The organism is Flavobacterium sp. CHNK8, assembly GCF_019774515.1.
Lineage (GTDB): Bacteria > Bacteroidota > Bacteroidia > Flavobacteriales > Flavobacteriaceae > Flavobacterium > Flavobacterium tiangeerense.
In genome coordinates, this window is record NZ_CP081492.1 from 648,856 (window position 1) to 674,310 (window position 25,455).

Sequence of the window (25,455 nt, forward strand, 5' to 3'; positions counted from 1 at the left end):
AAAAATACACTAAAATGGCTGAATTAAATACTGGCGACGGTGATGGCAAAAAAGGTGGTAAGGTAAGAAGTAAAAAATCCAACTCAAAAGTAGATTTAACTGCAATGGTGGATTTAGCTTTCTTGTTGATTACGTTCTTTATGTTGACTACTACTTTGTCAAAACCACAATCGATGCCTCTGGGTTTACCAGATAAAGATGAAGACCCAACTAAAAATAAAGATATTAAAGTTGATGAAAAACGTACTTTAACAGTGCTTTTGGGTGACAATAACAAAATAGTGTATTACATGGGTTTGTTGGATACACCTATTGCTGGTCCTAAGGATATAGCTTATGGTAAAGAAGGTATTCGTGCTGAATTATTAAAAAGAAAAAAATCAGTAGTTGAATATACAGGAGATAAAGACAAGGGTTTAATCGTTATTATTAAACCAGGAGTAAAATCAAACTACCGTAATCTAGTAGACATACTTGATGAAATGGCAATAGTAGGTGTTCCTACAAATGCTATTGTTAATGATTTCTCTCCAGAAGAATTAAAATTGTTAGAAAGTAATTAATATTTTCAATTACTCAATAACCTAATAATTAAGAAAAATGAAATTAGATATATTCACAAACCAATGGCTAGATATTGTTTTTGAAGGTCGTAACAAAGCATACGGTGCTTACGAACTTAGAAAAACGAATAACAGTACTGCCACTAAAGCACTGATAATAGGAGCTATAGTATTTGCTTTTGCGGTTAGTATGCCACTTATTTTAGGTTTACTACCTGATTCTTCTGATGGTGATGATACTTTAGATACTAAAATTGTTAGTATCAAGTTGCCTCCTAAAAAAGAAGAAGTAAAGAAAAACCTTCCACCGCCTCCACCACCTCCACCAAAAGTGGATCAAGTAAAGTTCGTTAAGCCAGTTGTTGCAAGAACAGAGGATGTAACAGAGGAGCCACCAAAAACGGAAGAAATTAAAGACAAAAAACTGGGTGCTGAAACTATTAAAGGAGATCCTGATGCTGTTCTTAGTGTAGAGCCTGTAGGTACAGGAACTGCTGCAGTAGTTGAGGAAGCTCCAGATAATACAGTATATAGTACTGCAGGTATCGAAGTTAAACCTGACTTTCCTGGTGGGATGGATAAGTTTTACAAATTTGTTGGTACAAATTACGTAACACCAGAAGAAGAAGGTTTAAAAGGTAAAGTTTTCGTTTCATTCGTTGTAGAGAAAGACGGATCTTTGACTGATATCAAAGTTATTAGAGATATTGGTTATGGAACTGGAAAAGAAGCAATTCGTGTATTGAAAAAATCACCAAGATGGTCTCCAGGTGTTCAAAATGGTAAGCCAGTAAGGGTTTTATATTCTTTACCTATTACTATTCAATCTGCAGAATAATGTTGAATAACATAGTAAACAATATTAAGAAGAAATCGCTTAGAGAGCGATTTCTTCTTGTTTTAGGAATTTTGTTTTTTCTACTTTATCTAATTTTGGGATTGTTTATAATATTCATGAATAACTTTCCGTTAGATATGGATAGGATCTATAGGGTTGCATTTGGAGTTATATTGATAGCGTATGCATCCTTTAGATTTTTTAGAATTATAAACAGCAACAATTAGTCTATGAAAAAATTATCTATCTTATTCTTGTCTCTAGCCGTTCTTGTAGCTGTGTTTTATTCTTGTAATAAGTCAAATAAAGAAGAGACTATTTTAAAGGGTAATGCTACAATTTATGTGGATGAAACATTAACTCCTATTGTTGAAGACCAAGTTGCTGTTTTTGAAAGTGAGTATGATGCAAAGATTAATTTGGTTTCAAAATCTGAAGCTGAAACTTTGAATACACTTTTCAAGAAAACTTCTACTATTGCAATTCTTTCAAGGAATCTTACTCCTGAAGAAATTAAGATATTTAAACAAAGGAAAATCAATCCTAAAATTACTCCCTTTGCTACTGATGCAATTGCTTTTATTTCAAATGCAAGTAATAAAGATTCTCTTGTAGCGTTACAAGATGTATTGCATTTTATGCAAGGTAAAACAGGGACTAAAATTAAGGGTTTGGTATTTGATAATTTAAATTCAAGTACGGTTAGGTATTTAAGCGATTTAGCAGGAATTAAATCAATTCCTGAAAATGGAGTTTTTTCATTTAAAACAAACGATGAAGTAATAAAACATGTTGCTTCAAATGATGGCTTAATAGGTGTTGTCGGTGTTAACTGGCTCAGTCAGCCTAAGCCTGCCATGGTTGATTTTATTGAAAAAGTGCGTATCCTTAGTGTAAAAGGATTAAAAGGGAATGGGTATTTTTACCCTTCTCAAAATGATATTGCAGAGAAGAAGTATCCTTTGGCACGTGATTTGTATATAATAAATTGTCAGGGATTCTCTGGTTTAGGTATGGGATTTGCATCCTTCGTTGGTGGAGATATTGGACAAAGAATAGTATTAAAATCAGGTTTGTTACCTGTACGTATTCCCACAAGGAAATTTACAATAACTAATAGTCAAAAAGATGAAAAATAAATTAACTACAATTAAGATGAATAAATTCTCAACATTGAGCGTGGCTATTTTAGCAACAGCTTTTACTACACAAGCTCAAGATATTAATCAAGCAAAAAAAGCTATCGATGCAGAGCAATTCGAAAGTGCTAAGTCTATCTTGAAGTCAATCATTAAAGCAAAACCAACTAATGGTTCTGCGTTTTTTACTCTTGGTAATGTATATTTAGAACAAAATATTCAAGATTCTGCAAAAATATTTTTTGACAAAGGATTAACAGCGTCAGAAGATGGAAGACTTAATAATATTGGTCTTGGCCAAATGGATTTGGATAAAAATGATTTAACTGCAGCGCAAGCAAAGTTTGCTCTTGCATTAAAGGACATGAAAAAGAAGGATATTCAAGAGTTTATTTATGTGGCAAGAGCATATATGAATGCTGAAAAACCAGATTATAAAACAGCTATTACAACTTTGACTAATCCTGCTATTAAAAATAATCAGGATGCACAATTGCAATTAGCTCTTGGAGATGCTTATTATGGTGATGGAAAACAAAATGAGGCTTATGTTGCTTACAGAAGTGCTTTTCAGTTAGATAATACACTATTAAAAGCAAAAATGCAGTTAGGTGTTTTGTTAAAAGGTGCGAAGTCATATGACGAGGCTTTAAAAGCGTATGATGAAGTAATTGCTTTAAACCCAAATTACGGTCCAGTTTACAGAGAATTAGCTGAAACGTATTATAAAATTGCACGTAATAAGCCATCACAAGCTGCTGCAAATTATAAAATTGCATTAGGTCACTATGATAAGTATATGTCATTGACAGATTATTCACTTAACTCAAGAATGCGTCGTGCGGATTTCTTAATCTTAATTGAGGATTATGCTGCACTTGAAGTGGAAGCAAATAAAATGAGTGAATTGGACAAAGTGAATCCAAGAATTTACCGTTATTTAGGTTATGCGGCTTATAAGAATGGTAATTTAGATGTTGCAATTAAAGCTTTAGAGGATTTTATTGGAACACCAGGTAATAAAATTATTGCTTTAGATTATTTGAATTTAGGTTTAAGTAGAATTAAAAAAGCAACTAGTGCTGACGGGCTTTCAGTTGATCCAGCAGGATATACTCAAGGTTTAGCCGATATTAAAAAAGGTGTTGAAATGGAACCGCTTGCTGTTCAAAGTTTAAGTGAAGTAGGTAAAAAAATGTTCTCTCAAAAATTGTATAATGAAGCTTCTGGTATCTTTGAGTTTGGAGCAAATACTAAAGAGTCTACTACTTATCTTGATGACAACGTGTATTATGGTTTAGCTATTTATTATGCAAACATCAACAAAGCAAAAGAAGGTAAAGCTGATGCTGCTGCATTACAAAAAGCTGATGCTGCATTTGAAAGAGTTTTAGCTGCTTCACCAACTTATTTGGAGGCTTACCTTTACAGAGCTAGAACAAACAGATTGCTTGAAAAAGATGATGTCATGGTTAAAAACTACGAAGACTATGTAGCTAAAACAACTGCTCTTGGTGATGCTGAACTTGCTAAGCCAGCTGTTAAGACTAAATTCATAGAAGCTTACAACAATATGGCTGCTAGTTTTGCAAACAGTGATAAAACTAAAGCTATTGAATATTTCAACAAAACATTAGCTCTTGATGCTGCAAATAGTTACGCATCTGAGTCTTTGAAAATTTTAAAATAATTTTTTCAAATTAAGTTATAAACCGGTAGTATGCGCTGCCGGTTTTTTTATGTCTATATGTTTGTGAATTAACAATGTTTAGGTTTCAGGAACTACAATTTATATTAGGTAATTGTTTTTAAAACTTCTCTTTTCAAATTCCCTATCTTTGCACTTTAAAAAATTAGAATGTTATCAAAAGAAATACAGTTAGAGGTTAATAAAGGGGCAATGCTCCCGTTGATGGAAGAATTTTACACCATTCAAGGAGAGGGCTATCATACAGGAACAGCTGCCTACTTTATACGTATAGGTGGTTGTGATGTAGGTTGTCATTGGTGTGATGTCAAAGAAAGTTGGAATGCAGAGTTGCACCCACCTACCTCAGTTGATTTAATTGTTAGTAATGCTAGTAAGTATGCCGAAACTGTTGTAGTTACAGGTGGTGAACCTTTAATGTGGGACATGACTTTATTGACGCAAAAATTGAGAGACAATAATAGAAAAGTTCATATTGAAACTTCTGGTGCGTATCCTTTAACAGGTTCTTGGGATTGGATTTGCTTATCGCCAAAGAAGAATAAACTACCTACTTCAACAGTCTATGAGGCTGCTCATGAGTTAAAAGTGATAATTTATAACAAGCATGATTTTATTTTTGCCGAAGAGCAAGCAGAAAAAGTGTCGGCTAATGCTATTTTATTTCTTCAACCAGAATGGAGTAAAAAAGAAGAAATGACTCCATTAATCGTAGATTATGTGATGCAAAATCCAAAATGGCGCGTTTCTTTGCAAACACACAAATATTTGAATATCCCATAAGAATCAGCATTTGATAATGCAGTTTTTTTTCATTTTGAATAGAAACTTTTTTGTTTTAAGGTAAATGTGTGAGTTTAGCTAGATAATCAAAATGTTCCCCTTCTTGAATGAATTCACAATGTAGCCCATTAGCATGAGCTGCATTTTGTAGCGTGTTGTAATCTAGATAGAGCCAAGGGAATGGGTTTTCTATCTCGTTTTTATATTTTATCTTAAATGTAATTTCGCCATAATAGCCGTTGCTAGGAATCCATTTCCCTCCGTCTTCATCGTTATCAAACATATAAATGATATCCGAAGAATCTATTAAAATTTGACCATTACTTTTTAGCAAACTTTTTAGTTTATGTAAATAGTTGGGAATCTCTTTTATTGTACCAAAAATCCCTGTACCATTCATTAATAATAAAATGGTGTCGTATTGTGTTTCATTTTCATTGATGTTCAACTCTAATATATTTTGAACACTTGCATTAAATAAACCTCTTAACTTGCATGCCTCAATGGCGTTATTTGAAATATCAATTGATTGTACATTTAGTTTACATTCGTTTTGTAAATACAAACTATGACTTCCGGCACCGCAGCCCACATCTAGTATCAAACCTTTGGATAATTGCATTGCTTTTTGTTCAATAAGAGGCATCTCATTATAAGAACGAAACAAGTAAGCAATATTCATTTCATCTTCTTCGGATATTGAAGTTTCCGTAATTAAATCTTCAGGTGAATTATTTGTAACATAATCAAGAATGGCTCTGCCAAAAAGGTCTTTCATCATTTTTTTAAATCTTTATCATTTTCAGATGTCAAGTTTGTTACTTTTGTAATTCAAATTATAAATCTGCAACTTGAAAAACATATTAATCAATCTTCCTAAAGAAGCCAAAGATAAGCATATCGAAAACAAAAAGTATTTTGATAAGTTAAAAAAGAAGATTCCAAAGAATTTAGATTATTTAATGCAAGACCTGCACAACGCTGAATTTAAAAAAACGGACTGTTTAAAATGTGCTAATTGCTGTAAAACCACTGGGCCATTATTTACAGATGCCGATATTGAACGAGTTTCAAAATATTTACGACAAAAACCACAACAGTTCATTGATCAATATCTGCGAATAGATGAGGATAAAGATTATGTTTTGCAAAGCGTTCCATGTACATTTTTAGATAATGATAATGCTTGTATGATTTATGATGTTCGTCCAAAAGCCTGCAGAGAGTTTCCGCATACTGATCGAAAAAAATTTCAGCAAATCACCGATCTTACTTTATTGAATGTAACTATTTGTCCAGCTGCTTTCAATATTGTAGAAGAGATGAAGAAAAAATTACCTTTATAGTATACTTTAAGATAATAATTTTATTCCAAACTAGTTTCTCAACCCATAAAAGTCCATTTTACTTTGAATTTAGAATATTTCATCGCTAAGCGCCTCGTTTCATCTAAGGATTATAAAAGTAGCATATCATCGCCTATCATAAAAATTGCTATTTCGGCAATTGCAATTGGTATGATCATGATGATTGTTTCTGTGGCTACAGGTATTGGATTGCAACAAAAAATCCGTGAGAAAGTAGCCGCTTTCAATGGTCATATCGTGATTTCTAATTATGATAGCAATCAATCAGATATGACTTTGGTGTCTATTACCAATAAACAAGATTTTTATCCAAATTTCTCAGCAGTTCCCGCTGTTACACACATTCAAGCTGTAGTAAGCAAAGCTGGAATCATTAGGACCGAGAGTGCTTTTGAGGGGATTATTTTCAAAGGAGTAGGAAAAGATTATAAGTGGGATAATATAAAAGAGTACTTGGTTCAAGGAAGAATACCAAACACAACCCAAAGCTTAAATGAAGAAGTTGTGATCTCTCAGTTTATAGCCAACCGTTTAAATTTAAAAGTAGGGGATTCTTTTAATACCTTTTTCATGAAGGACAATGGGTATAACGTACGGAACTTTAATATTGTTGGAATATTTAATTCAGGATTTCAGGAATTTGATGCCACTTATATTTTGGGAGACATAAGGCACATGCAAAGAATCAATAAATGGAAACCAAATCAAGTTGGTTCATTTGAAGTTTTTGTGGATGATTTTGATGCTATTGAAGCAATAGGGGAACAGGTTTACGAACAAACAGGTTCCACACTCGATTCAAAAACCATTACCGAGAAATACAGTTATATATTTGAATGGTTAAAATTGTTTGATTTTAATATCATTGTCATACTTATTGTCATGATTCTTGTTGCGACAATAAACATGGTTGTTGCTCTTTTAGTTTTAATTTTGGAGCGAACGCAAATGATAGGTATTCTTAAAGCGCTTGGAGCAAATAACTGGTCAGTTAGAAAAATATTTTTGTATAACGCTTCATATCTTATAGTAAAAGGGTTGTTTTGGGGTAATCTTATTGGTGTCTCATTACTTTTGGTCCAGCAGCAATTTGGAGTTATCCAGCTACCGCCCGAAAACTATTATGTAAATCAAGCGCCGGTTTATATTAACTGGACCTATATAATGGCTTTAAATTTTCTTACTGTCATAGTCTGCTTGGTAGTCCTTGTGATACCTTCCTATATAATTACAAAGATTTCTCCAGTACGTGCAATTCGCTATGATTGATCTAAGTATTTATTTTTAATCATATCAGGTGTGAAGTTTTGAAAAAAGGATTGCGTGTGGAAAAGAAATGCTTTCTTCAGTTGTTTTTAATCAAAGATCCACTTGATATCGATTATGAAAATGACACCATCGATGAAATTGTAGAAAAAGTAGAATATGCAATTGAGCAACATGCATCGTTCTTAAAAGTAATACCTGCTGAGATCATTCAAGAAGAAGAGGAGCTAAACAAAACCCGTAGGTGGGAATATTAAATTTTTTTGCTGGGCGTTCCCTTATCTAAAACAACAAGAGTAGCAGTTGATCCTGCTACTCTTATTGTTTTATATAAGGTCGGGCTCTTCGCTGCAAGTCCTCGTTCCTTCCTTTGGGTCGTCACTGTGGGCTTTTCGCTGCTATCCCTAACGCGGTTTATGAGTGTAGAAGACGTTTTTGTTAGAGAAGATAATCACTACCTATATATATAAAGGTTTATGATGTTGTTATTGTAGTAACGATACGACCTATATATAATAGTTAAGGATTCTATTATTGAATAGATATAACCAGAACATATTATATATAGTAATAAAACTATCAAATCCCCATCAATGCTATGATTTCACTGTAAAACTATACTAATTGTAATTAACTGAAAAAAAGTTTATGCTTTAAGAGTCGTTTAATCAGTGCTTTAGTTTAAAAGTTAAGAAAAGATTAAAAAAAGGCGAATAAAAAGCTTGTAAAAGCGAATAAAGGTTGTAGTTTTGCACCCGCAATGACGCAGACGTTCTTTAAAATACTGACAAGAAAAACAAAGTTAATAGAGATTTACTCTTTAGAAAAAACTTTAAAAAAAGCTTGTGAGATTTAAAAACGAAAGTTATCTTTGCACCCCGCAAAACAACGGAAGTTCTTTGAGAGATTGATAAGAGAAAGAGAAGCGAACGAGATAAAAATTATCTCAAAAAAACTTCAAATTTTTCTTGCCAGTTAAAAAAAGAATAACTACTTTTGCACCCGTTTTGAGAAACAAACGAAAGGCGAAAAAATAGTAAGACACGTTCCTAGACATATTGAATTGACAGCCGTTTTGTTCGCAAGAACAGAACAAAAGAATAAGAGTAATAGAATCGGAAGATTTGAAAAAACCACTAGAATTTAGTCGAATAATAATAGCTTGATTTATCAAGCAAACAATATACGATGAAGAGTTTGATCCTGGCTCAGGATGAACGCTAGCGGCAGGCTTAACACATGCAAGTCGAGGGGTATAGGTTTTCGGACCTAGAGACCGGCGCACGGGTGCGTAACGCGTATGCAATCTACCTTTCACAGAGGGATAGCCCAGAGAAATTTGGATTAATACCTCATAGTATAGCAGTTTCGCATGAAACCACTATTAAAGTCACAACGGTGAAAGATGAGCATGCGTCCCATTAGCTAGTTGGTAAGGTAACGGCTTACCAAGGCAACGATGGGTAGGGGTCCTGAGAGGGAGATCCCCCACACTGGTACTGAGACACGGACCAGACTCCTACGGGAGGCAGCAGTGAGGAATATTGGACAATGGGCGCAAGCCTGATCCAGCCATGCCGCGTGCAGGATGACGGTCCTATGGATTGTAAACTGCTTTTGTACAGGAAGAAACACCTCTACGTGTAGAGACTTGACGGTACTGTAAGAATAAGGATCGGCTAACTCCGTGCCAGCAGCCGCGGTAATACGGAGGATCCAAGCGTTATCCGGAATCATTGGGTTTAAAGGGTCCGTAGGCGGTCAGATAAGTCAGTGGTGAAAGCCCATCGCTCAACGGTGGAACGGCCATTGATACTGTCTGACTTGAATTATTAGGAAGTAACTAGAATATGTAGTGTAGCGGTGAAATGCTTAGAGATTACATGGAATACCAATTGCGAAGGCAGGTTACTACTAATGGATTGACGCTGATGGACGAAAGCGTGGGTAGCGAACAGGATTAGATACCCTGGTAGTCCACGCCGTAAACGATGGATACTAGCTGTTGGGAGCAATCTCAGTGGCTAAGCGAAAGTGATAAGTATCCCACCTGGGGAGTACGTTCGCAAGAATGAAACTCAAAGGAATTGACGGGGGCCCGCACAAGCGGTGGAGCATGTGGTTTAATTCGATGATACGCGAGGAACCTTACCAAGGCTTAAATGTAGATTGACCGGTTTGGAAACAGACTTTTCGCAAGACAATTTACAAGGTGCTGCATGGTTGTCGTCAGCTCGTGCCGTGAGGTGTCAGGTTAAGTCCTATAACGAGCGCAACCCCTGTTGTTAGTTGCCAGCGAGTCAAGTCGGGAACTCTAACAAGACTGCCAGTGCAAACTGTGAGGAAGGTGGGGATGACGTCAAATCATCACGGCCCTTACGCCTTGGGCTACACACGTGCTACAATGGCCGGTACAGAGAGCAGCCACTGGGCGACCAGGAGCGAATCTATAAAACCGGTCACAGTTCGGATCGGAGTCTGCAACTCGACTCCGTGAAGCTGGAATCGCTAGTAATCGGATATCAGCCATGATCCGGTGAATACGTTCCCGGGCCTTGTACACACCGCCCGTCAAGCCATGGAAGCTGGGGGTGCCTGAAGTCGGTGACCGCAAGGAGCTGCCTAGGGTAAAACTGGTAACTAGGGCTAAGTCGTAACAAGGTAGCCGTACCGGAAGGTGCGGCTGGAACACCTCCTTTCTAGAGCCTTAGTGTTAGTAGTAATACACGCTAGGGAAAGAAGACGAAAGTTCAAGTTGGAAACAGATACCAACATTTTATTACTCTTGCTGTTAATTTAAAAAAAAAGAATAAAAATTTAAGAATAAGAGTGTCTCGTAGCTCAGCTGGTTAGAGTACTACACTGATAATGTAGGGGTCGACAGTTCGAGTCTGTCCGAGACAACTATTTACTCTTAGAGAAGGAAATTTTAGAAGTTGAGAGATTAAGGATCAAGAAGTTCATAATTTTTAATTCGTAATTTTTAATTTTTAATTAAAAAGGGGGATTAGCTCAGCTGGCTAGAGCGCCTGCCTTGCACGCAGGAGGTCAACGGTTCGACTCCGTTATTCTCCACAAATTTAGTCGAAAGACTAAAGTCTAAAAGTCAAAAGTAAGACTTTATGACCTTAGACTTTATAACTTTCGAGCTAAATAAAGTTCATTGACATATTGAGATAAGAAATAATAAAAAGTAGAAAGCGTTTTTTACTATTTATAGTAAAAGACAAAAAAAACGGTCTTAATTAAATTTAAGATTGGTACAATAAGCAAAATAAGGGCGTATGGGGGATGCCTTGGCTCTCAGAGGCGATGAAAGGCGTGATAAGCTGCGAAAAGTTACGGGGAGCAGCACACATGCGTTGATCCGTAAATACCTGAATGGGGCAACCCACTATCTTGAAGAGATAGTACACCGATAGGTGGGCAAACCCGCTGAACTGAAACATCTAAGTAGGCGGAGGAGAAGAAAACAAAAGTGATTCCGTAAGTAGTGGCGAGCGAACGCGGATTAGCCCAAACCAATGTTGTTACGGCAATGTTGGGGTTGTAGGACCACGACATTTTATGTACAAGGAACCGGAAGTTACTGGAAAGTGACACCATAGAGGGTGATAGTCCCGTATGGGTAACGAGTATAATGAATAGTGGTATCCTGAGTAGGGCGGGGCACGTGAAACCCTGTCTGAATTTGGCGGGACCATCCGCTAAGGCTAAATACTCCTGAGAGACCGATAGTGAACCAGTACCGTGAGGGAAAGGTGAAAAGAACCGTGAATAACGGAGTGAAATAGATCCTGAAACCATACGCTTACAAGCGGTCGGAGCCCTTTCGTGGGGTGACGGCGTGCCTTTTGCATAATGAGCCTACGAGTTAACGTTGCTGGCAAGGATAAGTGGTTAAGCCACGGATCCGTAGCGAAAGCGAGTCTGAATAGGGCGCTTTAGTCAGTAGTGTTAGACGCGAAACCGTGTGATCTACCCATGGGCAGGATGAAGCGCTGGTAACACAGTGTGGAGGTCCGAACCGGTTGACGTTGAAAAGTCTTCGGATGACCTGTGGGTAGGGGTGAAAGGCCAATCAAACTCGGAAATAGCTCGTACTCCCCGAAATGCATTTAGGTGCAGCGCACGGCGTAAAGTTATATAGAGGTAGAGCTACTGATTGGATGCGGGGGCTTCACCGCCTACCAATTCCTGACAAACTCCGAATGCTATATAATGTTTCCGTGCAGTGAGGGCTTGGGTGCTAAGGTCCAAGTCCGAGAGGGAAAGAACCCAGACCATCAGCTAAGGTCCCCAAATATACGCTAAGTTGAAAGAACGAGGTTTGTCTGCCCAGACAGCTAGGATGTTGGCTTGGAAGCAGCCATTCATTTAAAGAGTGCGTAACAGCTCACTAGTCGAGCGGACGAGCATGGATAATAATCGGGCATAAGCGTATTACCGAAGCTATGGATTTCATATTAAATTATGGAGTGGTAGGGGAGCATTCTAACAGGGTTGAAGGTGTGTCGTAAGGCATGCTGGACTGGTTAGAAAAGAAAATGTAGGCATAAGTAACGATAATGCGGGCGAGAAACCCGCACACCGAAAGACTAAGGTTTCCACAGCTATGCTAATCAGCTGTGGGTTAGTCGGGACCTAAGGCGAACCCGAAAGGGACAGTCGATGGACAACGGGTTAATATTCCCGTACTAGTTATTACTGTGATGGGGTGACGGAGTGATGAAAGCGCCGCGAACTGACGGAATAGTTCGTTGAAGTACCTACCTATAAGACCCGCAGGCAAATCCACGGGTTTTGGGGAAATACGATAGTACTCGGATACTTCGGTAGAAGAGATAGTGCGCCTAAGGGCTTCCAAGAAAAACCTCTAAACTTCAGGTAATAAGTACCCGTACCGCAAACCGACACAGGTAGTCGAGGAGAGAATCCTAAGGTGCTCGAGAGATTCATGGCTAAGGAATTAGGCAAAATAGACCCGTAACTTCGGGAGAAGGGTCGCCAGCAGCAATGCTGGCCGCAGTGAAGAGGTCCAGGCGACTGTTTATCAAAAACACAGGGCTCTGCAAAATCGTAAGATGAAGTATAGGGCCTGACACCTGCCCGGTGCTGGAAGGTTAAGAGGAGATGTTATCTTCGGAGAAGCATTGAATTGAAGCCCCAGTAAACGGCGGCCGTAACTATAACGGTCCTAAGGTAGCGAAATTCCTTGTCGGGTAAGTTCCGACCTGCACGAATGGTGTAACGATCTGGACACTGTCTCAGCCATGAGCTCGGTGAAATTGTAGTAGCGGTGAAGATGCCGCTTACCCGCAGTGGGACGAAAAGACCCTGTGCACCTTTACTATAGCTTAGTATTGACCTTGGATAAATGATGTGTAGGATAGGTTGGAGACTGTGAAGTGGCGTCGCTAGGCGTTGTGGAGTCATTGTTGAAATACAACCCTTTGTTTATCTGAGGCCTAACCCCGCACAAGCGGGGGACATTGCTTGGTGGGTAGTTTGACTGGGGTGGTCGCCTCCAAAAGAGTAACGGAGGCTTCTAAAGGTTCCCTCAGTACGCTTGGTAACCGTGCGTAGAGTGCAATGGCATAAGGGAGCTTGACTGAGAGACATACAGGTCGATCAGGTACGAAAGTAGAGCATAGTGATCCGGTGGTTCCGCATGGAAGGGCCATCGCTCAAAGGATAAAAGGTACGCCGGGGATAACAGGCTGATCTCCCCCAAGAGCTCATATCGACGGGGGGGTTTGGCACCTCGATGTCGGCTCGTCACATCCTGGGGCTGGAGAAGGTCCCAAGGGTTGGGCTGTTCGCCCATTAAAGTGGCACGCGAGCTGGGTTCAGAACGTCGTGAGACAGTTCGGTCTCTATCTACTGTGGGCGCAAGAAATTTGAGTGGATCTGATTCTAGTACGAGAGGACCGAATTGGACAAACCTCTAGTGTATCTGTTGTCACGCCAGTGGCACCGCAGAGTAGCTACGTTTGGAAGGGATAAGCGCTGAAAGCATATAAGCGCGAAACCCACCACAAGATGAGATTTCTTTTAAGGGTCGTGGGAGATGACCACGTTGATAGGCTATAGATGTAAAGGCAGTAATGTCATAGTCGAGTAGTACTAATAACCCGTAAGCTTATGTACACCCTTTTCCCGAGTCGCAAGGCTCGGGGAGAAACTTTCTAATACACTTTTTATATTCTTTATCTCAGTATGTTAAGATATTATGTAATTGATGTTTATTATACAATGTAAACAACATTACAAAAATTGCCCAAAGCAATTATAACTTCTTAAGGTGGTTATTGCGGCGGGGCTCACCTCTTCCCATCCCGAACAGAGTAGTTAAGCCCGCCTGCGCAGATGGTACTGCAGTTATGTGGGAGAGTATGTCGTCGCCTTTCTTTGAAAAGCCTATCTGGAAAGATAGGCTTTTTTTTTGTTTTATAGTTTTGGAATTTCATTAGGTTAATGTATCAAATAATAATGGATGAAATCAAAAACCTATATACCTGATTAATTTATGCAAACAAATTTGTTAGTCTAAATAGGAAGAATTCTATAATTCTAATCCCTCTAAATTTGCTTCTAAACGCTTTAATCTTGGTATTAATGATGCAGCAGATGCGTTAGTACTTCGATTATAAAAATAGTTCAATATGGTTTGGTAATGATTCATGATAGATCTTGAGATAGTATTGAAAGACTTAAAGCCAGCTTGATTTACTATCTCATTTCATTTGGCTAGCCTTGAAAGACCAATAATTTTTAATTTTTTTTGTTTAAAGATGTTTCTTAAATCTTGCGCTAATTTGTAAGCTTTTCAATATCGGGATATTATTCAAATAATATAGAAGATTGTTCTATTTTGTTTTTAGACCATTTTTTTTTATTTAGAAATTAACAACTTCTAGTTAACAACTGCTTAAGAGTGTCAACATTGGTTAACACTTTTGATTAATTTTCTATTACCTTTTTAGCTTTTTTCTATAGCTTCATTTTCTATTTCTTGTAATGCTTCTAGTACTAGTTTTTGCACTTTAATCGTATCTATGTCGCAAGTTGCGTTTGAGAAACATTTCTTGGTAATGAAGCTCATATTTGCTGACATGTCTAGGGTTTATCAGTGATTTTTTTGCGCTGCTTGATTATTTTTTTTTAGTAATAGATACAACGATATCTGCTTTAGTTTTAGCAATTATTGCTACTATTATTCCTTTTTAACTTTTGCTGTTTTGTTAGTTAAAGTAGTATTGAGTTCGCCATTAGATAAGCAGGTTTTGTTTATTGATAATTGGTTTGCAATGTTTTCAGGAAAAAGTATCTATTCTTTAGTGTTTGGTTTTACATTCCATATTCAAAATCAATTAAGAAAGCTTTGTGTTGATATTGTAAGTTTTCATAACTAAAACTATAAAAAGAATAAATAGTATTGCAATCAGTAGGCTTTGAATCTATTAATTTCTTTTAAAAAAGAGTTAAACTTTTTATTTTAATCGAGTGGCTTTTGCTACCAAATCCCAATCTCTAATAACAACTTTATCAATAGTTATGTTTAGCAATCTTCTTCTCTTTAGATAAGATAAACTTTGGATTCTCTTTATGGCAAGTCGCGAATTTTCATAGGTTCAACAAACCTTTCGATTGCAATTTATTTTTCGAAAATTCTAAAAGAACTTTATTTAATTTTTCTAAACATAAGTGTAAAAATTTTATCTTGCTTATCTATTGATGTTAATTCAAAATAGTGAGCAAGATATTCTGCTAATAATAGCGTGATTAGTATGTTGATTGATGAATCCATTTCTTTAATTAATATTTTTACAAAGAAATAAATTGTAATTCCTCCATAACTTTTAGACTTGAGCCGAAAACATCAAGTATAATGATGAGGGGTTTTTTGTTTTCAAAAATCTTTAAATTTTGTTAGTATGGGAGTAATAAATGCATAAGAGTAAATATGATGTGTTATAGGATTACTGTTTTATAAGGTATCAATATTCTTTGTTAATAAAGGATAATTATCGGAGACATTGTCCTGGTTCACTCGAAACAGATTGTTTCAAGCTAGTGCTCTAGATTTGTAATCAATTTCTATAAACTAAAGATTTGTATTTCTTGTGATACTTTTAATAATTATATGACATTAATTAAAATTATTTGGATTGGAAGATTTAACACATTATTGCAAATGATACTATCTTTAAAAAATAATACATTAGCTAGTTTCGATTTATTTTAAAATAAGAAAATACTTTATTATAAATGTTTTTCTTAGTTTAAACAATGATTATTGTCTAACATTATGTTGTGGTGTGAAGGGTAATCGTCCAAGACAAGCAGCAGCGTGGGTAATAATTGCTAATTTTAATTGTGTTACTATGCGGGTAAAGATTTAATTAAAGGGTTGTAGATATTCATCTTCAAAAACTGATGTATTAGCATTAGACTTTACAAAGTGTAAGTTTTGTAGGTATTACCTCATTGCTAATATAAGTCGAAACAATGGTCGAATTACTTTAATGTGTTAATGATATAGTTTTCTGTTTTGGATGGTAAAAATCGCTGTCAAATCACATTTTATATGCATAAGATGGATTCCACTGATGATTAGTAATTTTCCTTTTTTATAATTTTTCTTCAGTTAACACCCCAGTATGCTTAGTAGAGTGAATTAAAAACGATATTTTTTAAAGGAAGTTTCTGTTTCTATGCCTGTATTATCTCCTTTAGAACGCGACTATGATATTAATGATATAGAGGATGAAATTTATTTTAAGTCTTAAAATAATCTAGTATTTATTCATCTAGTTTATGAAAATAGAAAAAGATATAAATAATATCCTTTTCTATTTTTTAAAGATAAAGCTTAAATTTATATTAAATCTAACGTTCGTTCTAATGCCATTCCTCGAGATCCTTTTATTAAAATGGAAGTATTTTTTAATTTTGTATTTAAAAAAGCGCTAGAAAAATTTTCAAATGTTTCATAAAACCAAAAATTTGTTTTGTCTATTTTTGTTTCATAAAATGCATTGCCTACAAAGTAACAATGCACATTATTAGTATTTGACAGCATTTTAACAATTCCTTCGTGTTCCTTCATGCTATCTGCACCTAGTTCAAACATGTCACCTAATACTAGAATTTTATTTGGGTTTTCTAACTGTAAAAAGTTTTCAATTGCTACCTTCATACTACTTGGATTAGCGTTATAAGCATCCAAAATAATCGAATTTGTATTCTTTGTAATCAATTGGGACCTATTGTTCTCAGGTATGTAATTTTCGAGTGCTACCTTAATTTGTGCATCTGTTATCTTAAAAAAGGTTCCAATTGTTAATGCTGCATTTATATTGTTAGCGTTATACAAACCTATTAATTGAGAATTTATAACCTTATTCTTATATACAACTGTAACTAGTGGATTTGCCGTAACTGCATCAATTGATACATTGGCTAGAGGGTTTTGTATTCCAAATGTATAATTTGTAATTGCGTGAGATTGTTTTACTTGAATAGTGTCATCAAGATTTACAAAAATAACTTTATTGTTCTTTCGTAAAAAATCATACATTTCGCTTTTACCTTTAATAACACCTTCGATACCGCCAAATCCTTCAAGATGGGCTTTCCCAAAATTTGTGATATAGCCGTAATCTGGTTTAGCTATCTCGCAAAGAAAAGCAATTTCTTGTTGATGATTTGCACCCATTTCAACAATACCTATTTCGGTTTTACTTGTAAATGAAAGTAAAGTTAGAGGTACTCCAATATGATTATTTAAGTTCCCAATTGTTGATTTTACATTAAATTTCATGGCAAGAACTTTTGATATAAGTTCTTTTGTAGTTGTTTTGCCATTACTTCCTGTAAGAGCAATAATGGGTAAGCCTAAAAAAGTTCTGTGGTATTGTGATAGTTGTTGTAGTGCTTTTAAACTTTCCGGAACTAGTATAGTTCTATTATCTATAAAGTAGTCAGAATTGTCAATTATGACAAATGCAGCGCCTTTCTGTAATGCTTCTTTAGTGAATGTATTAGCATCAAAACGATCTCCTTTTAAAGCTACAAACATGGAGTTTTTTTCAATTTTTCGAGTGTCAATTGAAATGGAACTGCATTTTAAAAACAAACTATGAATTTCCTGTATATCCATATGAAATAATTTAAAAAAATAATAGCCCTAAAAAGGGCTATTATTGTATATATTATAAAATGTGTTTATTTATTTCTAACAGATCTTTTCTTATCTGCTTTTGGTCCAACCCTTGACATAGCACATCTAAATCCGATATAATCAGTAGCCATATCTTGTGGGAAATAACGTCTTTGAGCTGGATCTAACCAATAAGCTCTGTCTCTCCAAGAACCGCCTTTGTATACTCTTGATTGATCGTTTATTAAAGTAGTTCTTTTGCTAGATTTGTCAAATTTACGAACCATTTTACCTAAACTGTCTGTAGTTACATTGTGTTTAGGAGAGTTGTACATTGTTCTTTCTGATTTTGCTTTGTCATCATCTGAGTCGCCAAAATCATAATATCTTGTTGACTGCTTATCTCCATCTCTGTAGTTGATGTTGTTGCTTTTATCAAAGTTTTGTCTCAAATAAGTTTCTTGTTCATCAACAGGAACTTGTGTAATTTGACCTGGTAAATTCCTAGCTACAATTTTACCATTACTTAAGGTGTCATATTTAATATTGTCTTTGGTTACAATAACTATTTTGCCATCGGCACCAATCATATTTTTGGTATATAAGTTACCTCTAAAGTAGTTGAAATCATTTGCTTCATTATCTACTATAGGTCTGTATACATCTTGTACCCATTCTGCAACGTTTCCGGCCATATCGTATAAACCAAAATCATTTGCTGGATATTTTTTAACCTCATTTGTTATATCAGCACCATCATCAGACCATCCTGCAATTCCGCCGTAATCTCCATTACCTTGTTTGAAATTAGCAAGTTGATCGCCTTTTGATTGTCTTTTTCCTGAACGGGTGTAACCACCAGACCATGGATATTTCTTTTGACCCTTGTAGATGTTGTACTCTCTTTGACCTGCATCTGCTGCAGCAGCATATTCCCATTCTGCTTCAGTTGGTAATCTGTATTCTGGTAGTAAAATTCCAGATGATCTTTGTGCATAAACATTTTTAGGTTCAATGGCTGCACCATTTTTACCACCTTTGGTTTGTTTTTTAGCATTTCTACCTTTAAGAACAATAGTCTCGTCTCCACCGTATGCAGAAGTTGGAGAGTTCAAATAAGTTTCAGTGTCGAAATTACTTTCGGCTGTTACGTCATTTGTCTTGGCATTTTTCTTTAAATACCCATTTTTCTCTAACAATGCTTCGTTTACACGTTGTGTTCTCCAGTTGCTAAATTCCACTGCTTGAATCCAATTTACACCTACTACTGGATATTCAGCATATGATGGGTGTCTCAAGTAGTTATTGGTCATAGTCTCATTATAACCTAATCTATTTCTCCATACTAATGTGTCAGGGGAAGCACCTTCGTATATGTTTTTGTAATTCTCTTCAGTTGGAGGGTATACACTTTTTAACCATTCTAGGTAATCAAGATACATAGAGTTTGTAACTTCGGTTTCGTCCATGTAAAATGACTGAACGTGTTGTTGTGTAGGTGAGTTGTTCCAGTCGTGCATTACGTCATCTTCAACTTTACCCATGGTAAAAGTACCTCCTTCAACAAAAACCAATCCTGGTCCAGCTTCTTGTTTCTTTTTGCTGGCTCCTTTCTTGCTATCCATGTTCCAACCGGTTGCTCTTGATGTGTTTTTAGAGCTGGATTTTTTACTACAACTAGAGAAACCCACAATCAACATGATTGAGAGTAACACTTGTAGGCCCATAATTCTGTTTGCTTTCATATTATTTAGTAGGTAATAATTTAGTGCTGCAATATATTTACTAATGATAAACAGCGTAAAAATTGTATTATAACGTAAAACTCAGTTTTAACATTAATTTATATATCACAACGCAAATTTATAATAATTATTATTTAAAACGATATGTTTTGATTTATTTTTACCAATAAATACTAGGAATAAACAAATCACGTTAAAAAAAGAATGAGAAAAATAATTTTGTTTTTTTTGGCCTTCATTCCGGCACTCAGTTTTTCACAACTAAGTGGTGAAATAAAATTGAATTGGTTTGAAAAAAAAGAGATGTACTACGGCGCAAATCAAATAGTAATTCCCTATTTTTCTGGAGATGAGTTTCATTATGATGATTCAAGTCAATCTATTAAGGCTTATTATGTCATACCAAATTATAGGGGTTATAAAGATGGGAATTTACAAGTTAGTTCTGTAGTTTATGAGTCTATATATAAAGAACAATTAGGAGATTTAAATCTTAAAAACATACCGACTGAAGCTGATTTTGATCTTGTACTTTCAACTGCAAGAGATTTAGTAACTGCTCAAATTATTTTTGCACCTATAATAAAGGATGATTTTGGTTTTAAGAAAATTATTTCTTTTAATTATTCTATTACTGCTAACACATCTGTTACCAACCGCAGTTTTAAAACTACAGTAGGTATTTCTAATTCTTTATTGGCTAAAGGGAATTGGTATAAATTTTATATTGAAAAATCTGGTATTTACAAATTGTCAAAAAGGTTTTTAGAGCAGCTGGGTATTGATTTTAAAAATGTAGACGCAAGGAAAATTAAAATATTCGGAAATGGTGGCAGGATGTTACCTTTAAGTAATAACATAGCATACCCAAATGATTTACTGGAAAATTCCATTCAAATTATTGGGGAAAATGATGGCACGTTTGATGACTCGGACTATGTGCTTTTTTATGGTGAAGGTACTGATACATGGAATGAAGAAAGTCGGACCAATATTAATTTATATGATTCCAAATCCTATTATTACGTCAATATTCAAGGTGAAAATGGTAAAAGAATTAGTCCCTTGGTACAACCCACAGCAACTCCTACATTATTATTAAATACATTTGATGATTATCAATTTTATGAAAAGGATATAACAAACATTGGTAAATTGGGCAGGCAATGGCTTGGGGAGTCATTTGAAATTAAAAACGAGCAAGAATTCGAATTTAATTTCCCAAATGTTGACAATTCAGTTCCTATAAAAATTATGCTGACTGCAGCGTCGGCTGCTTTTACAGCAACTTCATTTAGTGTGACTTCAAATGGAAGTGCTCTTGCAACACTTACTTTTCCTGCGCTTAGTAATACATCAAGTACGGAGTTTTTCGTTAGTAATTTGCCTAATAACACCACAATAAATGGTTCTGAAAATGTTAAAATAAAACTCAATTATAATAACAATGGTGTTCCTGGTTCTAAGGGATTTCTTGATCAAATTCGACTAATAGCAAAAAGGAAACTTCAGGGTTACGGGAAGCAATTCCGATTTCAATACGATGCTGGTAACGCCGCGAATGGAATTGTGAATTACACGGTTTCTAATGCAGCCGGTATTTCGCAGATTTGGGACGTAACGGATATTTATAACGTTAAAACGGTTGTGAATTCCAATCAAAATACAATTGATTTTAAAGCCAATTTAGGTGAAATTAGAAAATATGTTGCGCTTGTAGATGCAGATTTTTTTACGCCATTGAGAGATGCTCAAACACGAGTTTCTAATCAAAATTTAAAAGGAACACTTTTTACAAATAGAGCAGGTAATTTTCAGGATATTGACTATGTAATTATTTCGCCTACGGTACTTGTGTCGCAAGCAGAGACACTGGCTAATTTCCATCGCACTAATTCGGGCTTAAATGTAAAAGTAATTCCGCTGGAGTTAATTTATAACGAGTTTTCGTCGGGAAAGCAAGACATTGCGGCGATTAGAAATTGTATTAAATACATTTATCAAAATGCGTCAAGTCCTGACAAAAGACTTAAATACATTAATCTTTTTGGTGATTCTTCCTATGATTACAAGAATAGGATCGCAAATAATACTAATGTTGTACCTATATATCATGCCTTAAATAGTAGCAGTTCAGGAGAATCTTCTTATGCGTCGGATGATTTTTACGGCTTGATGGATGCTAACGAAGGTAATATTACTTCTTCTTTTGGAGGTATTGATATTGCTGTGGGAAGAATGCTTGTTAACGATGCGAAACAGGCTAATGAAATGATTAATAAAGTTTTGGAATATCACAACTCAGAATCGTTTGGTAGCTGGCGTAATAATTTCGTGCTCATTTCAGATGATTCAGATGTGTTATCCGATGCCAATTTGCAAAACAAACAAAATAATCTAGCGAATACGATAGCTACTGAGAAACCATTTTTTAATGTCAATAAAATTCTTTTGGATTCATACATTCAAGAGGCAGCTGCAGGCGGTGCTCGATATCCAAAAGCTAGAACAGATTTTTTTAATGCTTTTGAAAAAGGAGCGTTGGTTTTTAATTACTTAGGTCATGGTGGCGAGGACGGATTATCAGTTGAGCGTATTTGGGAAAAATCAGATGGTCAAAATTTAAGTAATCAATTCAAATATCCTTTATTCATAACTATCACTTGTGAGTTTTCAAGATTTGACAACCCTTCGCGGCCTACTGCGGGTGAATTTACGTATTGGAATCCAAAAGGCGGTGCCATAGCTATGATTACTACTATACGATCAATAGGGCAGTTTAGCGCTGAAACATTCAATGATACGTTTACAAAAAATTTGCTTTCTTACGGTTCTAGTCAATACACCTCTATAGCTGAGGCACTTCGTATTTCAAAAAATAGCAATCCAAACTCTGCTACAAATGTTGTATTTTACATTGGTGATCCAGCTTTAAAGCTCGCTATTCCAAGACCTAAAATTAGATTGACAAAAGTTAATGATGTTCCTGTAAGTCAGGCGATAGAAGATTTTAAGTCTTTGTCAAAAATAAAAATTACTGGTGAAGTTAGTGATGAAAACAACAATATTATTTCAAATTACAATGGTGAAGTTACCTCGATGATTTTTGATAAAATGCTCAACAGAACAACACTTAATAATGACGGCAATAGTCCACCCATTAACTTTAATGTATTGGGCGAAACTATTTTTCGCGGAAGCGCTAGTGTTGTAAATGGACAATTTGAATACAGTTTTATCGTGCCTAGAGATATTAGAATTCCTCTTGCAAACGGAAGAATTAGTTTTTACGCCAAAAAGAAAGACGCCTTGCAAAACGAAAATGGTTTTGATAGCAATATTAAAATAGGAGGGATTAATGAAAATGCGCCACTTGATAACACAAGTCCTAGAGTACAGTTGTATATGAACGATGAAAATTTTGTATCTGGCGGAAATACGAATGAATCTCCTTTTTTACTTGCAAAATTAAGTGATGAAAGCGGAATCAACACGGCAAGCGGAATAGGTCATGATATAGTTGCTGTTTTAGATGGTGATGTAAATAATCCTTTCATATTAAATGATTATTACCAAGCAGATTTGGACGATTTCACAAAAGGAACACTGCGTTTTCCACTTCGGAACCTTACGCCTGGTCTGCACACCATAAGCTTTAAAGCTTGGGATGTTTACAATAATCCTATAATTGCCGAAATACAATTTGTAGTTGTAGGTAATGATACGCTTACTTTGAGTAATGTACTTAACTATCCTAACCCATTTGTGAATTATACTGAGTTTTGGTTTACACATAACAAACCATTTGAACCGCTAGAAGTTCAAGTTCAAGTGATGACAGTGACTGGAAAAATTGTCTGGACAAAAAATCAAATTATAACAACGGACGGTTTCTTATCAAAAGAACTCACTTGGAATGGAAGAGATGATTTTGGAGATAAGCTAGGAAAAGGAGTTTATGTGTATAAACTAACTGTAAAATCAAATGCGTCTAATAAAAAAGCAGAAAAATTCGAAAAACTTGTAATACTTTAATAATATACTATATTTGTTTAATAAATAGAAGCCTCGTAATGAAAAACATAATACCAATTCTTGCATTGCTTTTTTGCATGAATATCACATCCGCACAAGACAGAACAATCAATCCTGGAGTACCATTTTTATTAGTCGCTGCTGATGCTAGAGCAGCTGGTATGGCTGATATGGGAGTAGCAACATCTGCTGATGCTTTCTCACAACAATGGAATCCTGCTAAGTATGCATTTTCTAAAGATGCTCAAGGATTCTCAGTAAGTTATACTCCTTATTTGACTGATTTAGTAAATGATATTTCATTAGGTCAGTTAACGTATTATAACAAACTAAATGAAAAAAGTGCGTTTGCTGGAAGCATTCGTTATTTTGGTCTTGGCGAAATTGAACTACGTGAAACTGGAGATCCTAATGAGGCTGCTCGTGTAGTTTCACCAAATGAATTTGCAGTGGATTTATCGTATTCCTTAAAATTGAGTGAGAAATTTTCGATGGCTGTAGGAGGACGATTTATCAATTCTAACTTAAAGGTAGCTTCAGATGCTAATGATGCAACGGCTGCAAGTACTTTTGCAGTAGACGTAGCAGGTTTTTTTCAATCTGAGGAAATTGCCTATTCTGATTTTAATGGACGTTGGAGAGCTGGATTTAATTTTCAAAATTTAGGTCCAAAAATTAGTTACGACAATGATGATGTTAATAATAATTTTATACCAGCTAATTTAAAGTTAGGTACTGGATTTGATTTTATATTGGACGATTTTAATAAAGTAGCACTTAATGTAGAATTCAATAAATTGCTAGTTCCTACTTTTCAAAAAAACGACTTGAATGGCGATGGAATTACTACACCTGAAGAAGCAAATCAAAATTTAGAAAATTACAGATCCATCGGATGGACTTCTGGCATTTTTAAATCATTTGGTGATGCGCCAGACGGAATGAGTGAAGAATTGAAAGAAGTAACCTATGCTGTAGGTGCTGAGTATTTGTATCAAGATTCATTTGCCATGCGAATGGGATATTTTCATGAAAGTCCTCAAAAAGGAGCACGACAATTTTTTTCATTAGGAGCAGGATTTAAGTACACTACTATCAAGGTAGATGTCTCTTATTTATTTTCGGCATCCAAGGTTAGGAACCCACTAGAAAATACATTACGATTCTCCTTGACATTTAATTTTGGAGATCAATACGATGAATATTAAAATTTAGATTAATTACTTATAGATAATCCAAATTGCACCTTTGTTAAAAGTGTAATTTGGATTTTTTTTCCCTTACAAATATGAAAGAAATAATAATTTCAACACAGTTTACCGTTTTCGAAGATGCACAAGATATGCCAACGGATGTTCAAGATTTAATGAAACAGGCTGTAGAGGTTCGTAAAAATGCATATGCACCCTATTCGAAATTTAGAGTTGGAGTAGCAATTTTATTAGATAATGGAGAGGTGATTGTAGGTTCAAATCAAGAAAATGCAGCTTATCCATCAGGATTGTGTGCTGAACGTGTAGCTATTTTTTATGCTGGTGCAAAGTATCCCGATGCAAAAGTTTTAAAAATGGCAATTACAGCAGCTTCAGATACCAATCAAACTACTGCGCCAATTCCGCCTTGTGGATCCTGCAGGCAATCAATTGCAGAATATGAAATCAAACAAGAAATGCCTATAGAAATCTATTTTATGGGTGAAATAGGTTTGGTTTACAAATCAGACTCCTTAAAAAATTTATTGCCATTTATGTTTGATAAAAAATTCCTTTAAAATTCCCAAAAACTAGCCATTATATTTTAGTTCTTACGCGGAATGTCTTATTTTTGCGTTTCGCAAATTTGTGGG

At 35.4% G+C, this 25,455-nt stretch carries 14 protein-coding genes, 2 tRNA genes, 3 rRNA genes and 1 pseudogene; 16 read left to right on the forward strand and 4 right to left on the reverse strand.

Going from position 1 to position 25,455, the window contains the following annotated elements; translation table 11 throughout:
• Positions 1-14: 14 nt before the first annotated feature.
• The 5 genes from K5V07_RS02675 to K5V07_RS02695 all read left to right on the forward strand — a co-directional run bounded on the left by K5V07_RS02675 (position 15) and on the right by K5V07_RS02695 (position 5,031).
• Entirely contained in the window at positions 15-563 is a 549-nt protein-coding gene (locus tag K5V07_RS02675) for a biopolymer transporter ExbD (protein WP_221916291.1), read from the forward strand.
• Positions 564-600: 37 nt separating this feature from the next.
• Entirely contained in the window at positions 601-1,401 is an 801-nt protein-coding gene (locus K5V07_RS02680; protein WP_221916292.1) for an energy transducer TonB, read from the forward strand.
• A gap of 230 nt (positions 1,402-1,631) precedes the next feature.
• Positions 1,632-2,540, forward strand: a complete 909-nt coding sequence (locus K5V07_RS02685; protein WP_221916293.1) for a PstS family phosphate ABC transporter substrate-binding protein — start codon at positions 1,632-1,634, stop codon at positions 2,538-2,540.
• Positions 2,530-4,230 carry a hypothetical protein gene (locus K5V07_RS02690; protein ID WP_370632443.1) on the forward strand — a complete coding sequence of 567 codons (1,701 nt, stop codon included), beginning with the start codon at positions 2,530-2,532 and terminating at the stop codon, positions 4,228-4,230. The genes K5V07_RS02685 and K5V07_RS02690 overlap by 11 nt, the downstream gene beginning before the upstream one ends.
• 168 nt (positions 4,231-4,398) lie before the next feature.
• Positions 4,399-5,031: a 7-carboxy-7-deazaguanine synthase QueE gene (locus K5V07_RS02695; protein ID WP_221916294.1), complete on the forward strand. Its 633-nt coding sequence runs from the start codon at positions 4,399-4,401 to the stop codon at positions 5,029-5,031.
• Positions 5,032-5,086: 55 nt separating this feature from the next.
• On the opposite strand, the gene K5V07_RS02700 is transcribed toward K5V07_RS02695, so the two are convergent.
• Complete coding sequence (locus tag K5V07_RS02700; RefSeq protein ID WP_221918129.1) at positions 5,087-5,809, reverse strand: bifunctional 2-polyprenyl-6-hydroxyphenol methylase/3-demethylubiquinol 3-O-methyltransferase UbiG; 723 nt, start codon at positions 5,807-5,809, stop codon at positions 5,087-5,089.
• Between the two features lie 73 nt (positions 5,810-5,882).
• Between K5V07_RS02700 and K5V07_RS02705 the strand changes: the two genes are divergently transcribed.
• The 8 genes and pseudogenes from K5V07_RS02705 to rrf all read left to right on the forward strand — a co-directional run bounded on the left by K5V07_RS02705 (position 5,883) and on the right by rrf (position 14,074).
• Positions 5,883-6,377, forward strand: coding sequence for a YkgJ family cysteine cluster protein (locus K5V07_RS02705; protein WP_221916295.1), 495 nt, complete (start codon positions 5,883-5,885; stop codon positions 6,375-6,377).
• A 63-nt stretch (positions 6,378-6,440) separates the two neighbouring features.
• Entirely contained in the window at positions 6,441-7,667 is a 1,227-nt protein-coding gene (locus tag K5V07_RS02710; RefSeq protein ID WP_221916296.1) for an ABC transporter permease, read from the forward strand.
• Between the two features lie 41 nt (positions 7,668-7,708).
• Positions 7,709-7,921, forward strand: a pseudogene (locus tag K5V07_RS02715) (1-acyl-sn-glycerol-3-phosphate acyltransferase); the annotation flags it as partial.
• 928 nt (positions 7,922-8,849) lie between these two features.
• Positions 8,850-10,363: ribosomal RNA gene (locus K5V07_RS02720) — 16S ribosomal RNA — on the forward strand.
• A gap of 131 nt (positions 10,364-10,494) precedes the next feature.
• Positions 10,495-10,568: transfer RNA gene (locus K5V07_RS02725), tRNA-Ile, on the forward strand.
• A gap of 97 nt (positions 10,569-10,665) precedes the next feature.
• A tRNA-Ala gene (locus K5V07_RS02730) sits at positions 10,666-10,739 on the forward strand.
• A gap of 188 nt (positions 10,740-10,927) precedes the next feature.
• A 23S ribosomal RNA gene (locus K5V07_RS02735) occupies positions 10,928-13,814 on the forward strand.
• Positions 13,815-13,964: 150 nt separating this feature from the next.
• A 5S ribosomal RNA gene (rrf, locus tag K5V07_RS02740) occupies positions 13,965-14,074 on the forward strand.
• The 16S, 23S and 5S rRNA genes sit together here with 2 tRNA genes alongside, the layout of an rRNA operon.
• A 572-nt stretch (positions 14,075-14,646) precedes the next feature.
• Here the strand turns inward: rrf and K5V07_RS14955 are convergent.
• The 3 genes from K5V07_RS14955 to gldJ all read right to left on the reverse strand — a co-directional run bounded on the left by K5V07_RS14955 (position 14,647) and on the right by gldJ (position 19,574).
• A complete protein-coding gene (locus tag K5V07_RS14955) occupies positions 14,647-14,781 on the reverse strand; it encodes a hypothetical protein (RefSeq protein ID WP_255577511.1) in 135 nt (44 codons plus the stop codon).
• Between the two features lie 1,764 nt (positions 14,782-16,545).
• Positions 16,546-17,829: a UDP-N-acetylmuramoyl-tripeptide--D-alanyl-D-alanine ligase gene (gene murF / locus K5V07_RS02745; protein ID WP_221916297.1), complete on the reverse strand. Its 1,284-nt coding sequence runs from the start codon at positions 17,827-17,829 to the stop codon at positions 16,546-16,548.
• Positions 17,830-17,894: 65 nt separating this feature from the next.
• Entirely contained in the window at positions 17,895-19,574 is a 1,680-nt protein-coding gene (gldJ, locus tag K5V07_RS02750) for a gliding motility lipoprotein GldJ (protein WP_182648542.1), read from the reverse strand.
• A 204-nt stretch (positions 19,575-19,778) separates the two neighbouring features.
• On the opposite strand from gldJ, the gene porU reads away from it, so the two are divergent.
• The 3 genes from porU (at position 19,779) to cdd (ending at position 25,380) form a co-directional block, all read left to right on the forward strand.
• On the forward strand, positions 19,779-23,609 hold the full coding sequence (porU, locus tag K5V07_RS02755) for a type IX secretion system sortase PorU (protein WP_221916299.1): 3,831 nt from the start codon (positions 19,779-19,781) through the stop codon (positions 23,607-23,609).
• 38 nt (positions 23,610-23,647) lie between these two features.
• A complete protein-coding gene (gene porV, locus K5V07_RS02760; protein ID WP_221916300.1) occupies positions 23,648-24,817 on the forward strand; it encodes a type IX secretion system outer membrane channel protein PorV in 1,170 nt (389 codons plus the stop codon).
• 80 nt (positions 24,818-24,897) lie between these two features.
• Positions 24,898-25,380 carry a cytidine deaminase gene (gene cdd / locus K5V07_RS02765; RefSeq protein WP_144894288.1) on the forward strand — a complete coding sequence of 161 codons (483 nt, stop codon included), beginning with the start codon at positions 24,898-24,900 and terminating at the stop codon, positions 25,378-25,380.
• The last annotated feature ends 75 nt before the right edge of the window (positions 25,381-25,455 follow it).